General features: G+C 63.9%; 9 protein-coding genes and 1 pseudogene. All 10 read right to left on the reverse strand.

The window, feature by feature from the left end; translation table 11 throughout:
• Positions 1 to 3 precede the first annotated feature (3 nt).
• Positions 4 to 621: a hypothetical protein gene (locus F2P46_RS10260; RefSeq protein ID WP_166888411.1), complete on the reverse strand. Its 618-nt coding sequence runs from the start codon at positions 619 to 621 to the stop codon at positions 4 to 6.
• A 19-nt stretch (positions 622 to 640) separates the two neighbouring features.
• Entirely contained in the window at positions 641 to 1,237 is a 597-nt protein-coding gene (locus tag F2P46_RS10265) for a hypothetical protein (protein ID WP_166888414.1), read from the reverse strand.
• A gap of 596 nt (positions 1,238 to 1,833) precedes the next feature.
• Positions 1,834 to 2,139, reverse strand: a pseudogene (locus F2P46_RS10270) (DDE-type integrase/transposase/recombinase); the annotation flags it as partial.
• A gap of 3 nt (positions 2,140 to 2,142) precedes the next feature.
• Positions 2,143 to 2,712, reverse strand: a complete 570-nt coding sequence (locus F2P46_RS10275; protein WP_166888417.1) for a hypothetical protein — start codon at positions 2,710 to 2,712, stop codon at positions 2,143 to 2,145.
• 263 nt (positions 2,713 to 2,975) lie between these two features.
• A complete protein-coding gene (locus F2P46_RS10280) occupies positions 2,976 to 5,411 on the reverse strand; it encodes a GH92 family glycosyl hydrolase (RefSeq protein ID WP_166888491.1) in 2,436 nt (811 codons plus the stop codon).
• A 15-nt stretch (positions 5,412 to 5,426) separates the two neighbouring features.
• Complete coding sequence (locus F2P46_RS10285) at positions 5,427 to 6,176, reverse strand: PfkB family carbohydrate kinase (protein ID WP_166888420.1); 750 nt, start codon at positions 6,174 to 6,176, stop codon at positions 5,427 to 5,429.
• Positions 6,169 to 7,386: an AGE family epimerase/isomerase gene (locus tag F2P46_RS10290; RefSeq protein WP_166888423.1), complete on the reverse strand. Its 1,218-nt coding sequence runs from the start codon at positions 7,384 to 7,386 to the stop codon at positions 6,169 to 6,171. Before F2P46_RS10290 ends, F2P46_RS10285 begins: the two co-directional genes overlap by 8 nt.
• Positions 7,387 to 7,506: 120 nt before the next feature.
• Complete coding sequence (locus F2P46_RS10295) at positions 7,507 to 10,827, reverse strand: GH92 family glycosyl hydrolase (protein ID WP_166888426.1); 3,321 nt, start codon at positions 10,825 to 10,827, stop codon at positions 7,507 to 7,509.
• A gap of 151 nt (positions 10,828 to 10,978) precedes the next feature.
• The gene (locus tag F2P46_RS10300; protein WP_208296569.1) at positions 10,979 to 14,155 is read right to left on the reverse strand and encodes a TonB-dependent receptor; all 3,177 of its coding nucleotides are present in this window, start codon (positions 14,153 to 14,155) and stop codon (positions 10,979 to 10,981) included.
• Positions 14,156 to 14,662: 507 nt separating this feature from the next.
• Positions 14,663 to 14,902: hypothetical protein (locus tag F2P46_RS37020; protein WP_208296570.1), on the reverse strand; the 240-nt coding region annotated here is incomplete at its 5' end.

Below are 14,902 nucleotides of genomic sequence, written 5' to 3' on the forward strand. Positions count from 1 at the left end.
GTGCTAGCGGTTAATCCAACTTTCAAGTCCAACATTGGTAACGTTACAATCAGTGGCTTCCGATCCGCCAATATCATTAGTTGACTTATCTTTGGGGTCATAGTAAAAGTGGCGCCCTTTGACTTTATATTTCGTGAAGTAGTTGAGCATATCTACGACGATGTTAGGATCGCCTGCACGAGCACTATAAGCAAATTGGCGGTTTAGAAAAAAAGGCGCGAATGCCGGGTCTGCTTTCATTGCAAGGGAAATCTGCTCGGCAGACCAACCGCTCGTATAATGCTGTAAAAATGAATACCCCCATCGGTTACCCTGCTGCTCGCTGTAGCCGTAAACTCCCGCATGTGCGTAGAGATAGTAGCGAGATTCTAAGTAATCGGTGGTAATCGCTTCGAGAATCCAGTAGCGCTTTTGTACCTCGGCTGGGGACGAGGCCAGCCGTAGAGAAATATCAGCACCCCCAAGAGCATAAAAAAAGCGTCCCAGGAAATCTTTACTTCCCGCTGGAAGATCATAAAAATTACATGCTCGACTAAAGGTACCAAGCGCATAAGCGTTAGTTGAAAGACTCGTGAAAATTAGTGCCAATACAGAAGCGCCAAGAGTTTTTTTAAGATTCACACATATCCTTTGATAATAATTAGTTAGCAGTACTAGGGAACGTGACATATGGGGCTGCACTTGGAGGCGGACCTGGGGGGGCCACTGATGTGGTGGGGAAACGTTTGGCAGGTGTGCCAGGTGGCACCCCTGGGAATGGATCATCGCCGATACTCCAAAATGTATACGCTGGAAAAACATTTGGCCACGGACCGCGCAGCGCTAAGTTTCCGCTATCGTAAATTTGAAGATATGAAGGACAGCATTTCCCACCCGTCTCTGTATTCCAGAGCACCTTTCCGCTCTGGTCATACTCTACAAAATTTCCATCCCATTGCAGAATCGCATAACTTCCGTGTTTAGCCATTCTGTAACGGACAGAGCCATCTGAACGATACATAACAAGACTTCCGTCGCGCTGCATTATTAATGAATATTTACCATTTGGCGAACGGATAAACGCATCGTCACGCAGTATGCCTGTTTGGCGGATGCCATCAAGCATATATCCTTCTTTGTAGATTCTATCTTGTGCGAAAGCCGAATTACCGATGACAAACGCCGAAACCAAGGCAATTTTTGCTGATAAACGCTGCATTCTAAACCCTTCAATTGTAGAACTTCGAGAAATATCCATTTTAAGTCTGCAGCTTGCTTTATCAAATCAAACTAAGCAATCAGGTCTGTGAATATAATATTCTTATTCTTTTGTATATAGCAATAATGGTTTATACTATGTGAAAGAATCGACTTATCCGATAGATACGGCCAGAGAACTTGTCGCAACAACGTTTTATCCCTGTCTATCAGCACAGCTACGCGAGCATTGACTTTTTCGATTTTTTGATACCAAGGCAATGCGAGCTCCGGCTTCCATTGGGAAGGCATTTTTTTGACATTACATCGATCAAGGGTTCTTTAAGTTACAAAAATGATGAATATTCTCTCTGCGAGATTTCAGCATCTAAAAAATCCATGACTTAAAGAGCGTTTAAGGACTAATAAATCAAATAGATCAAACGTTCCGGAGACTACACTTCTCATATTGATGCAATAACACTTAAAGTTCAATGCCATGAGGGTAGAGACGGCAAATAACGAAACAAAAGAGGTAACTATTTGTCAGCCACGAAGCAGTTGGTCTGATCGGTATTGTCAACTTGCTGAACCGGGACGGCGAGTTGTAGAATTCCGGGCGCAGTTGCCTCTGGTCGGGAAACACGATGTCACGGATTAGGCGTTCTTTGCTACGTCGGTGGCCTCATTCCATGTAGAAAATGCCTGCTTACGGACGTGCCGGTACTGCTCAGCTGTCAAGCGCTTGCGCTGGCACCGGAAGGCATTGTTGATCGGGCCATGCGCTGACAAAAAGCGCTGAGCTTGACCGGATGACTTGAAGCGGCGCATCTGTCGTTCTCGTTGCCGCGTCGGTTGATGCGAGAGTTCGGCCCGGTTATTCAGACCCTTGTGCTGGCGATGCTCGACACCCGGCATGATTTGCGACTTCGCCGCGGCATAGCTCTTCAGCTTGTCGGTGACTTGTCAATCCGACCGCGGCATGGTCGGCCGGCATGGCGGTGCCGAGCTTGAGCGCGGCCTCCGCCATGCGTGAACGGCGGTTGCCGCCGAAGGTACGGCCGCGGCCTGCTCCAGCCAGCGCGCGACGGGCTGGCTATCGATATCGACCACCTGGTCGCCGGCGCGCAGCGCCGTCACGGCAGGATCAAGATGACGCCAGACGACCATCGCTGCATCGCTGCTGGTTCGGAACAAGACGCCCAGGGTTTCCTGCTTGCCAGCCTCCGGCCCCGCAAGCGCGACGTGCCGATCTTGTAGGGCGGCCAAGGCATCGACGATCCTGGCGCTGGAATCGAGCGCTGGCGCCGGGCCGCCACGCCATAAGGCCGTATCGCCGTGCGCCTCGGCGGGCCAGGCTTGACGATACTGCTCGACCCAGGTGAGCGACGGATAGCGCTGGTGCAGTTCGGCACGCAAGGCCTCGCCATCGGTCGGCGTCGTTTGCGCCAACGCGGCGGCGGAGGAGGCGAATAGCGCTGTGAACAATATGCCGGGCAGCAGCTTGCCCAACTGATTCGATGTTGCCAGGTCCATATCGGTTATTGTCGTCTTTCCATGGAAAACTATTGGCGAAGGCTCGGATGTAGTCGGATGGAAGCAGCTAATCGACCGGACCGATGCGGTTCGCGCAAGGCGACGAACGGCAATATCAGCATGATGGAACGTCAAATTGGTGAATCCGCGGCAGGCGGCGCGGCCAGGTCCCCATCAGGAACAGGACGGCGACGGGCCCGTGCCGGTGCCGGTGCCGCCGCCTGCTTACGTCACAGGGAGCCTTGGTGCCGCGCTGCGGCCGCTTATGGCGCGATGCCGGCCGGTGGACGCGGCAGGTCGCGGGCACGCGTGCCCCAGCCCTTGGTGTCCGGCTGCGGCGCAAGCTGGAACTTCAGGGCGCCGCCCGACTGCAGTTGTTCCCAGTCGAGCCACACGCGCTCCACCGCGCGCTCACCGTAGCGCACCGACTTGACGAAGCGGCTCTGACCCGGCTTGGCGCCTGGCGCCTCGATGCGCAGGGTGCGGCCTTGCGGCAGGTCGATCTCGGCATGGGCGAAGCGCGGCGCGTGCAGCAGGAAGCGGCCGCTCCCCGGCATGTCCGGATAGATGCCCAGGGCGCTGAACAGGTACCAGGCCGACATGGTGCCCAAGTCGTCGTTGCCGGTCACGCCGCCCGGGCCATTGGTAAACAGCGTTTCCGCGCCGCGCAGCACGGTGGTGGTCTTCCACGGCTGGCCCATCAAGGTGTACATCCATGGGGCATGCAGGTCGGGCTCGTTGTTCGGGTTGTAGCGGAACTGGGCATAGTAGCTGTACGGCCCCACCACCCACGACTTGCGCACCGCGTTCGGGTCGGCCCGCACCGCCTCGTAGTCGAAGAACTGGTCGAGGCGGCCCAGGGCTTGCGGGGCCCCGCCCATCGCCGCCGCCAGGCCTGGCACGTCCTGCTGCGCCAGCCACTGGTACTGCCAGGCCGTGCCTTCGTGGAAGCCGTGGTCGCCGCGCGGATCGAACCCGCTGCCGACGTCGGCGAACCAGCTGCCGTCGCCCAGGCGTGGACGCGGGAAGCCGCGCTGGCCGCTCGCCTGGTCCACCGCATTGGCGTCCCAGATCTTGCGCCAGTTGAGGGCGCGCTGCGACAGCACCTGGGCGTCGTCCGCATGGCCGAGCGCCTTGGCCATCTCGGCCAGCGCGCCATCGGCCAGCGCGTACTCGAGGGTCGCCGAGGCGCCGTGGTGCGGGTCGGTGTCCATGCCTTTCGAGACAAAGCTGCGGTCGTATTGCACGAAGCCTTGTTTCAGGTAATTCGGGTTGCCCGAACGGCCTTGCGGGCGAATCCCGTGCGCCGGGATGCCGAAGGCGTTCTCGCGCAGCGCAGCGTAGGCTTCGGCTTCGCGGCCCTTGAGCGCGCCGTAGCGCCACAGGTCGACCAGGAACGGGGTGACCGGGTCGCCCGTCATGATGTTGGTTTCGAAGTTTGCATAGCCCCAGCGCGGCAACCAGCCGCCGTGCTCGCGGATTTTCAGGACCGACGTCGCGATATCGCTGGCACGCTGCGGACGCAGCAGCGCAAGCAGCTGGTTCTGCGCGCGGTAGGTGTCCCACAGCGAGAAGAACTCGTAGTAGGTCCAGTCCTTGGCAGTGTGGATCGCGTCGTCGTAGCCGCGGTAGCGGCCGTCGGCGTCGTTGCCGGTCAGCGGTTGCAGCAGCGCGTGGTACAGCGCGGTATAGAACACGGTGCGCTCGTCGGTGCTGCCGCCCTCAATGCGCACGCTCTTCAATTCGCGCTGCCAGTTGGCCTGCGCCTTGGTCTTCATCGCGTCGAACGTCATCAGGCGCCCGTCCGCCATGCCTTCGGCGTTCAGGTTGATGCGCGCGCCTTGCGCGTCCACGTGCGAGATCGCGCTGACCGCGGTGACGGCCTGCCCGTCCTTGAGGTCGAACGTCAGCCAGACGCCATGCGGCTTGGCCTCGCCCTGCTGGCTGGGGCCACTGGCGCCCGGCCAGCCGCCGCGATCGTCCCACACGCCCCTGGCCTTGATCGGCTGGTCGAACACCATGCGGAACCACGTGGTGTACTTGGCCCCGCCACAGAAGCTCTTGGTGACGATCTTGCCTTCGACGCTACGATCGTCGACCACCCTGACTTCACTGCCGATGACGGAATGGCGTTCGTTGGCCTGGGCCACGTTGAGCAGCACGTGGCCGGTCGTGGTGCCGCTCGCATAGGTGTAGCGTTCGGCGGCGGCGCGGGTCAGCGCGGTGGCCTCGGCCGTGATACCGCCATAGCTGGTGAGCTTGACCTTGTAGTAGCCGGCCTGGCCGACTTCGTCGGCATGGGTGTACCCGGCGGCGTAGCGCTTGTGGTCGAACGTGTCCTTCTTGGCGGTGTCGAAGTCGCCGCCCGGGCCGATGGTGCCGGTGACCGGCAGCACCGACAGCTGCCCGCCCTGCTCCCAGCAGCCGGCGCCCGACAGGAACGAATGGCCGAAGCCGCGAATGAGCTTGTCGCTGTAGCGGTAACCGGCATAGTGCCCGGCGATCGGGCCGACCTGGATCATGCCGAACGGGGCCGAGGCGCCGGGGAAGGTGTTGCCTTCGTCCTGGGTGCCGATGAAGGTGTTGACCGGCGTGGTATCGCCGGCGGCGGCCGCGGGGTAGTGCACGGCCAGCGGCATGCACGCCAGCAGCGCGAGACGCAGGACCGGCCGCAGCGAGGTAAAACGGGGATGTCGCATCACGATACTTCTCCTTCAGACAGTTAGAACAATTGATGCATGGCGGCGGGCGGCGGCGGGCGGCGGCGGGATCGCGCCGGCCTGCAGGCATGCGGCGCAACCGGCCGCCAGGGCCGCATGCAGGTGCGCCTGCAACGGGCGATCCGGGTGGCGCGCCAGACTGTGCAGCAGGCCGGCGGCACTGGCGCCGCCCGCGCCCGCCGTGTCCACCACGGCCACCCTCGGCGCCAGCGCGTGGTCCAGGCCCAGGCCGGGGAACAGGCCGCGCAAGTCGTCGTCGGACACCTTGATCAAATCGGCAAGCGAGGCCATGGCTTCGAGGGTCGGCGTATAGCGCGCGTCCATCAGGTTGCGGTAATTGGGGTCGTAGCTGATCGCCAGGCTGATGCCGCTGAAGTGCGCCCAGCGCAGGCCGTCGGCCCAACCGGCCGGCAGCGTCGCGGGATCGAAGTGCAGGTCGGCGCTGTCGTCACCGATGAAGAAGTAGCGCGGCGGCTCGCCCTGTTCGACCATTGCAAGCAGCGGCGCACGGCCCACGCGCTGCAGCAGGCGCAGGTCCACGGCCGGGCTGGCCTGCCACATGGTGTCGCCGAAACGGTCGCGGCTGATCGCGCCGGCAAACGCGTTTGGCTCGCCCAGCACGGCAAGCGCGCGCGCCACGTTCCAGGTCGAGCCGCCGACCCGGCTGACCCATTGCTCGCGGCCCTGGTGGATCATGTCGGTGAGCGCCTCGCCGGCGCACAGCATGAAGGGAGCGTCAACCATGCTCGCCGCCCTTGAGCACGGCCACGATGTCGTAGACAGCGCCCATGGTGTGGTAATCGACCTTGCCGGCCGGGCTTTTCTCGTCGCTGAGCTTGCGGTTCTCGCGGTCCAGGATGCGGTACCAGGCGCCGTGTTCATGGTCGATGAAATGGCTCCAGCTGTAGGCCCACAAGCGCCCGTACCAGACCCAGTATTGCGCGTTGCCGGTGCGCGCGGCCAGCATGGCCGCCGCCGCCGCGCTCTCGGCCTGCACCCAGAAATACTTGTGCGCGTCACACACCGTCAGGTCCGGCGCCAGCGAGTAGCACAGGCCGCCGTTGCGCACATCCCAGCCCTTTTCCAGCGCCACCTTGAACAGGCGCTCGGCGCTCGGCACCAGCCAATCCAGGTCCTCGCTCAGGACGCCCTTGGCGCGCGCTTCGAGTTGCACCAGCAGCTTGGCCCATTCGGTGAAGTGGCCGGGCTGGTAGCCCCAGGGGCGGAACAGGTTCTCCGGATCGTCGATATTGAAGGACCAGTCGGGCTGCCAGTCGGCGTCATAATGCTCCCAGATCAAGCCGCCGCAGCGCGCGCTCTGGCGCTGGGTGATGTTGTAGGCAACCAGGTAGGCACGCGCCAGGTAGCGCCGCTCGCCGGTCGCGGAAAACGCGGCCAGCAGCGCCTCGACCGCGTGCATGTTGGCGTTCTGGCCGCGGTAGGTGGACAGCACGCTCCAGTCCTGGCTCGCCTCATCGGCGTACAGGCCGGCCGCGGCGTCCCAGAAACGTGCTTCCATCAGGTCGAACGTCTCGCCGATCCAGGCGCGCGCCTCGTCCAGGCCGGCCATCGTGGCATGCGAATACGCCAGCAGCACGAAGGCCTGGCCGTAGGCGTGCTGGGTGCCGTCTTCCACCTTGCCGCCATCAAGCATCCACGCATAGCCGCTGCCATCGGGGGCGCGGTGCGCCTCGCGCAGGAAGCGCAGCGCGTGCTTCAGGGCATCGAGGTAGGCCGGATCCTGGAACTGGCGGTACGCCATCGCGTAGGTGAACACGAAGCGCGTGCTGCTGACCAGGTGCCGGTGCTGCCGGTCATAGACCGCGCCGTCGTCCTTGAAATAGTGGAACAGGCCGCCGGCGGGATCGATCGCCCGTGGGTGGTAGAAGCGCATCGTGTGGCGCGCATGGTCGAGCAACACGTCCGGGCTGCGAAAGTTCGGCAAAGTAGTCATGGTGATGTGGTGGCGGGTGTACGCCAGTCGTGGTAGCCGCTCGCGCGCACGCTCGTCTCGACTGGCAGGGTTATGTGGGTGTGTTTAGCGCGTTGTAGCCAACGCCGCATGCACGGGCCTTTACCTCGCTTCGAGCAATTCCAGTTCCGCCAGCTCGAACGGTGTGCCTTGCGCAAAGCGCAGCCGGTATTCCCGGTATTCCCGGTAGGCGCCCGGCCTGGCGACGCCGAACGGGCGCAGCTGCCGCTCCCACGCAAACGGCTCCTTCTCGCGCGTGTCGAGCACGACCCAGGCGCCGCTGCCGTCGCGCCCTTCCAGCGTCCATGACAGCGTGCCCGCCGGCGCCTTGCCGCCGGTGATGGTGTAGAGAACGATGGTGGCGGCATTGGGCAAAGTGAAGCCGACGTCCGCGCCGGCCGGCAGCGCCACGGTGGTGGCCGCATCGTCGTCGACCAGCGGCCCGGGGGCGCGCTTGCCGTCGACGGTGAGGGCTGCGTCTTGCGAGCGGTCACGCAGGCCCGCGGGGCGTTGTCCGGCGCTGGTCATCGATGCGGGCAAGGCGCCGGCATTGCTGCCCCACGCCGACGGCTTGCTGCCCATCGTGAATTCCAGGGTGGCGCCGGCGGCAATGTCGGCGTGCCGGATCCACGGTTTGTTCCAGGGCGCGCCGTTGACCTTGAGCGACTGCACGTAGACGTTCTCCGGGCTGTTACCGTGCGCGATCACCGATAGCAGGCGTCCATTTTCGAGACGCACGTCGGTGCGGGCAAAGGCCGGCGAACCGATCACGTATTCGGGAGACCCCATCCGCAGCGGATATAGTCCCATCATCGCGAAGGTGTACCAGGCCGACATCTCGCCATTGTCCTCGTCGCCGGCATAGCCCTGGCCGATTTCGCTGCCCAGGTACAGGCGGGCCACGATGTCGCGGGTGATCTTCTGCGTCTTCCAGGGCTGGCCGGCGGTGACATACATCCACGGGATGTGATGCGATGGCTGGTTGCTGTGGGCGTACATCCCCATGCGCACGTCGCGCGCTTCGGTCATCTCGTGGATCACCTGGCCGTAGCTGCCGGAGAATTTGGCATCGGCCGCTTCGGGGGTGGCGAAGAAGGTGTCGAGGCGCCTGGCCAGCGCGGCGCGGCCACCCATCAGGCCGGCCAGTCCTTCGGCGTCGTGCGGCACGGTGAAGGCGAAATTCCAGGCATTCGCTTCGGTATAGTCGCCGCCCCAGCGGCGCGCATCGAAGGTGCCGGCCGCCTCGCGCCATTGCCCCTTGGCGTCGCGGCCGCGGAAAAAGCCGGTGGCCGGATCGAACAGGTGCGCGTAGTCAGCGGCGCGCGCCTTGAAATAGGCGGCTTCCTCGCGGTAGCGGCGGCCACGCGCAGTGTCGCCCTCGGCGCAGGCCAGGGCGGTGGCCATCTGCGCCACGCCGAAGTCGTTGAGCGCGCCTTCCAGCGTCCACGACATGCCTTCGTGGACGCTGGCGTCGGCGTAGCCGCGGTACATCGAGCGTCCCAGGCCCTTGCGCCCGACGTTCGACACGGGCGGCACGACGGTGGCGTTCTTGAGCGCCGCCTCGTAGGCCTGGTGCGCATCGAAGCCGCGCACGCCCTTGAGCCAGGCATCGGCGAAGGCCACGTCGGAACTGGTGCCGACCATCAGGTCGGCATAGCCCGGCGAGGACCAGCGCGCCACCCAGCCGCCGTCGCGGTATTGCTGCAGAAAGCCGTCGACCATCTCGCCGGCGCGCGTCGGCGCCAACAGCGTGTAAGCCGGCCAGGTGGTGCGGAAGGTGTCCCAGAAGCCGTTGTTGACGTAGACCTTCCCGGGCACCACGGGGGCCGAGGTGCGCACGGCGTCGCCGCCGGTGTTGGCCGTCGACCAGCCGCTCTGGTCGGCGTGGCGCCAGTCGGGCTGCTGCGCGGTGCCGACGTTTTCGTGGGCGACGTTCGGATACAGGAACAGGCGGTAGAGATTGGAATAGACGGTGGTGAGCTGGTCGTCGCTCGCGCCCTCGACCTTGACCCGGCCCAGTTCCGCATCCCAGGCGGCCTGCGCGCGCTCGCGCACGGTGTCGAAGGCGGCGTCGCCGATTTCCAGCGCGAGGTTGCGTTCGGCCTGCTCGATCGAGATGAGCGAGGTGGCGATGCGCATGCGCACTTCGCCCTTGTCGGCCTTGAACTTGATGTAGCCGGTGGGACGGCCGGTGGCGATCGCGCCGCTATCCTGCCAGGACTGGTCGAAGCGCGCGAACACGAACATGCGCGCGGCGCCGTTCGACAGCCCGCTGCGCGTATCGGTATAGCCGCGCAGGGTCTGGGTGGCGGCGTCGAAGGTCAAGCCGCCGCGCTCGTCGACATTATCGAACAGCAGGTTGGCGTCGCCCCCTTGCGGGAAGCGGAAACGGAAGATCGCGGCGCGCTCGCTCGGCGCGATTTCGGCGCGTATGCCATTGTCGAAGTCGACGCGGTAGGTGTGGGCGCGCGCCACTTCGTTCTCGTGCGAGAACGACAGCGCGCGGCGCTTGCGGTCGGCGTCGGGCTGGCCGGCGGCGTTCGACGGCATCACCTGGAAGCTCTGGCGGTCGCCCATCCACGGGCTGGGCTGATGGCTCAGCGAGAGCGCCTGCAGGCGCGGGCGATTGTCGTCGTCATTCTGCTCGTTCCAGCGGTACAGCCAGTTCAGGGTGCCGGCATCGGTGGCCGGGGTCCAGAAGTTGAAGCCGTGCGGCGTCGCCGTGGCCGGGATGTTGTTACCGCGCGAGAAAGTGCCGTTGGCCTGGGTGCCGCGCGTGGTCAGGACATGGTCCGACGGCCGCGTTGCCGCGCTGCGCGCCTGCTGCGTGACCTCGATGTCGTCGAGCCAGCCGCTGGCGCCGGCTCCGGATGTCGGCTGCAGCACCAGCTCGATCGCCCTGATGCGCCGCCCCGCCAGTTGACCCAGCCGCACCGCCTTGTGCGCCCACTGCTGCGGATACAGCGTGCGCGACTGCGCCTGCGCGGCCGCATCGACGCGCACGCCATGGTTGTCACGCAGGTCCAGGCCGGAGATGCGGCGGCCGTCGTCGAGCACCAGGTCCAGCGCCACGCCGGTGGAGGAGTCGATGTCGCCGTCGACGATCTCCGGCAGCACCTTCCACGACAGGGTGGTATCGCGCCCGATCGCGATATCGACCGGGAACAGCTGCAGCCGTCCGCCCTTGCCGGTGGCACGGTAGCGCAGCGCGCGCGCGCCGCTGTAGCCGGCCTTCGGCTTGGCCGCATAGGGGCGCTCCGGGCCGTCGCCGGGTTCGACCCTGACGCCCTCGGCGGCCAGGGTGGCGGGCGCGGGCTGGCCCGCTTCGAACGAGGTCGAGAAACGCGGTTCGGCCGCGCCGGCGGCAGCGGCGCCGGCCAGCAGCATGGCCACGGTCGATACGATGGTGTGCGTGTTGTTCATGTGAGGACGATCTCCTGTGGAGTGGGGCGGCCGCCCGCGCGGCGGCGGCCAGCGAACCCGGATCGAGGGCGGCGCGCGGCAGGGTCGACACCGGTCCCGGAACAAAAAACACCCTCCCGGCGCCGACGGCGCGGCGAGGGTGGATGCGGACTCAGAACTTATAGTTCAAGCCGACATACGCCACGCGGCCGGCGTAGCTGTTGGCGTAGAAGCGCGCCTTGGTGTCGCTGCCCAGGTAGGAACGCGATTCTTCCGCGGTCGCGTTCAGGACCGACGCGGTCAGGCTCAGTTCCGGCGTGAAGTTATATGCCGCATTCAGGTCGACCTGGCTGAACGGCTCTTCATACACGTTCAAGCCGTTCATCAGACCGTTGACCACCTGGCCGCGGCGGTTGTACGACGCGCGCAGCATCAGCTTGTCGGTCGAGTAGAACAGGGTCACGTTGGCCTGGTTCTTGGCGCTGCCCACCAGCGGCGAGGTGCCGATCTCGGTGCCGTCGGCCAGGGTGATGGCGGCCTGGTTGGTCTTGTTGTACGTGTAGTTGACCTGGAAGCCGACGCCGTTGCGGAAGGTGAGCTGGGCGTACAGCTCCACGCCTTTCGATACCGCGTCGCGTCCGCCGGCGCTGGTGGCGTAATTCTGCACCGCGATCGATTCGCCGCCGATGTTCAGGTTGACGTCGCGCACCACAGGCACCGCGAAGTTCTGGACGTTCTTGCGGAACACGCCGGCGCCGAGCACCGAGCCGCGGTGGAAATACCACTCCACGCCCAGGTCGTACTGGGTGGCCTGGTACGGTTCGAGATCCTTGTTGCTGCCCTCCCCGAACCAGCCCTGGCGGTCGCCTCCGCCGATCAGGCGGCGGTCGTTGACGTATTCCTGGCCGTAGTAGTTCAGCGCGCCTGGCGCACCGATGTCGTTGTAGCTCGGACGCGCCACCACCTTCGAGGCCGCGCCGCGCAGCAGCACGGTGTCGCTGAGGTCGTAGGCGACGTTCAGGCTCGGCAGCACGTCGGTGTACTTGCGTTCGAGCGAGCTGACCACATAGGTCGAGACGTGGCCGGTGGCCGGATTGGTCTGGCTGTCCGGCACCACCGTGAAGCCGCTGGTGCAGCCCGAACCGGCGGGCGCACCGGCGGCCGGCAGGCCACCCGCGCGGCAAGGTGCCGGCGTGCCGTCCGGACCGTCGAAGAAATAGTCGTTGTAGTAGTCGACCTTGTCGGTCGAATCGGCGTGCTGCCGGGTGCGCACCACGCGCAAGCCCAGGTTGCCGCGCAGGCGATCGGTCTTGAAGTTCGCCTGCAGGTACGCCGACATGATCTTTTCATTCACGTTGTAGATGAAATTGTCTTCGTTACGGGTCTGCATCTGGCCATAGGTCTGGTTCAGGTGCGAGATGTAGGCCGGGTAGTTAATGGCCGGGAAGGCGCTGGCCTTGAGGCCGCCCGTCAGGTTGCCGAGCGACTCGCCGTACAGGAATTCGGGACGGAACTTGTTGGCCGTCGCATCGCAGCCGTTCTGGTAGCGGTTGTCGTACTGGCCGGCGTCGAGTCCCTTGCAGGCCCAGTAGTTGTTGCCGGTGCTGCGGCTGGTGCCGCCGTCACGGTACTTGGCACCGAACTGGACCGAGTCGAGCCAGTTGCTGTCGGCATGCCAGGTCAGGTCGACCTGGGCGTAGTTCTGCTTGGTGCTGTTGCGGGCCCACGACGACGAGGTCGAGCCCAGGTCGATCTCGCCGATGCCGTTGCGCAGGTTTTGCATCAGTTGCGGCGCGAAGGTCATGGACGGCGTGCCCGACACGTCCCACGAGGTCGCGGTGTTGCCGAGTACCCAGCTGCTGTCCGCATGTTGCATGCGTGGTTTGATCGGCATGCCGAACTGCAGTTCCGGACCGCCTTTGGCCCAGGTGCGGCCGCCCTTGAAGGTGGCGTCGATCGACGTGCCCTTCCATTGTATGTCGAGGTCGGCGGTCTGCGAGAGCGCGCGCTCGCGGCTGTAGCCGCCGGTGATCTGCGGTGTCGGGACGGTGCAGTCGTCGGGGCCGAAGCCGCCGGTATTGGCCAGGCCGCCCGCGCCGGCCTGCGCGCTGTTGCAGTAATACTTTTTGCCCGGATGCGCGCTGTACTGCGCGCCGGTGACGATGGTGCCGCTCGGGTCGAAGCTCAGGCCGTCGAGCAGGCGTCCGCCCGGCCAGTTGCCGTCGCCGTCGTAGCGGGCGATATTCCATTCCGGGACCTTCAGCTGGTTCAGCTGGGAATTTTGCTGCAGGTCGAAGCGGAAGTAGTTGGCCGTCATGTTCAGATTGCGCAGCGGCTTGAACTGCAGGGTCAGCTGCCCGCCCTTGCGCTCGCGCTCGGTGGTACGCACGTCCAGGTTGACCGAGGTCGGCATCGCGAATTTGCTGTAGTACTTGCCCGACTGGTCGTAGAAGCCCGACTGGCCCCACCAGAACGAATTGAGCTTCGATGGCTTGCCGTCCGCGCCGACCGGCGGCTGCGTCTTGTAGCTGTCGGCATACCACTGCCAGTTCTCGGTGCTGGCGCCCATCGTGCGCGTGGTACGCTTTTGCTGGGTGTAGCCGACCAAAATGCCGATGCGGTTGCTCTGGTCGTGCCAGGCGTACTGGCCGGAGAACTGGGGGTCAGTCTTTTTGGTGGTGTCGGCCCAGGTGCCCTCGGCGTTGACGAAGCCGGAGCCCGACTTGACGTCCAGCGGACGGCGCGTGCGCAGGATCACCGTGCCGCCGATGCCGCCTTCGTCGAAGCGCGCTTCGGACGTCTTGTACAACTCGGCGCTGGAGAGCATATTCGACGGCATCAGCATGTAGTTGAACGAACGCGACGGATCGCCGTTCGATTCGGCGGTGGCGACGTAGTTGCCATTGAGCTGGGTCAGGGTCAGGTCGGACGACAGGCCGCGCACGCTGACGTTCTTGCCTTCGCCACCGCTGCGGGTGACGACGACACCGGGCACGCGCTGCAGGGCGTCGGCCACGTTCTTGTCCGGGAATTTACCGACGTCTTCGGCGGTCACGACCTCGACGATCGAATTGGCTTCGCGCTTCTGGTCGAGGCTTTTCTCGATCGCGTAGCGAAAACCGGTGACCACGACTTTGGTCGGGGCGGCGCCGGCGGCCTGCTCGGCTGATGTTGCCGCGACCGGCGTTGCTGCCGCAGTCGGCTGCCCTGCGGGCGGCTGGGCAAGCTGGGCAGCCGGCACGTTTTGCGCGTGGGCGCTCGACAGCGAGAGCAACGCGAGGCCGACGGCCATGGCGATGGGCGTGACGCGGCAGCGCGGGCGGCAAGCGTGATGGGTTCTTGAAGTCATGTTGGTCTCCTGATCGTGCCCTGTATCGGGCTTTCTTTTATAGCGGCAGCAAGTGTCAGGCGTCCGTCAACCGGGCGCAGCCTCCCGCACCGCAAGGCGAAGCGGGTCTGCCATCCCACTCGATGCCTCGACCGGGAACGGAACCCACCTTGAAGCTCGATGCGAAACCAGCGCGACACTGTCTCGGGCCTGGCAGACCGTCAATTGCGTTGTGCGCGGCATGCACGAAGCGAAATGCAACTAGAATCTTGCAGATTTACTAAACGGCGGTGGATCATGTGCATGCCGGTGAGTTTCGCATTTCAACAAAGCAAATTTATACTAGGGAATGTACTAGCCTTCAATCAACTTCCATGATTTGCGTGAAGTTTAGCGTTGTCTAGTAAACACGGGTGGAGGGACCGCTTCCTGCACGCGGATGCTGAGACAATCATGCAGTTGGCGCGCATCGGACAGCTGCCTGGCACCAGAGTTGGAAAGGCATGGATTTTCCTGCGTGCGGACGTGCTATCTTTTCTGCGTGCCAAGATAGAGGAAGATACGACAGCACGGCGACTGCATACATAAAATGCAGGACCTAACGCCGTGCTGCTGACGAAGTCCAAGCGGCGCGCGCTGCCTATAGTGGATCCATGATTTGAGACAGTGGTTTAAGCTGTAATCCTGAACAGGGAAAACAGCAAAATGACGGAACGAAAGAAACGGACAGTTCACACGGCGGAGTTCAAAGCCAAGGTCGGTCTGGAA

The sequence above is a fragment of the Massilia sp. CCM 8734 genome (genome assembly GCF_011682155.1).
Taxonomy (GTDB): Bacteria; Pseudomonadota; Gammaproteobacteria; order Burkholderiales; family Burkholderiaceae_D; genus Telluria_A; species Telluria_A rubra.

What these genes read in the sequence shown, in the direction of transcription:
- F2P46_RS10285 (WP_166888420.1), bottom strand. Translation starts at nt 6,176, where the DNA reads ATGGTTGACGCTCCCTTCATGCTGTGCGCCGGCGAGGCGCTCACCGAC.
- F2P46_RS10290 (WP_166888423.1), bottom strand. Translation starts at nt 7,386, where the DNA reads ATGACTACTTTGCCGAACTTTCGCAGCCCGGACGTGTTGCTCGACCAT.
- F2P46_RS10275 (WP_166888417.1), bottom strand. Translation starts at nt 2,712, where the DNA reads ATGGACCTGGCAACATCGAATCAGTTGGGCAAGCTGCTGCCCGGCATA.
- F2P46_RS10295 (WP_166888426.1), bottom strand. Translation starts at nt 10,827, where the DNA reads ATGAACAACACGCACACCATCGTATCGACCGTGGCCATGCTGCTGGCC.
- F2P46_RS10280 (WP_166888491.1), bottom strand. Translation starts at nt 5,411, where the DNA reads ATGCGACATCCCCGTTTTACCTCGCTGCGGCCGGTCCTGCGTCTCGCG.
- F2P46_RS10265 (WP_166888414.1), bottom strand. Translation starts at nt 1,237, where the DNA reads ATGGATATTTCTCGAAGTTCTACAATTGAAGGGTTTAGAATGCAGCGT.
- F2P46_RS10300 (WP_208296569.1), bottom strand. Translation starts at nt 14,155, where the DNA reads ATGACTTCAAGAACCCATCACGCTTGCCGCCCGCGCTGCCGCGTCACG.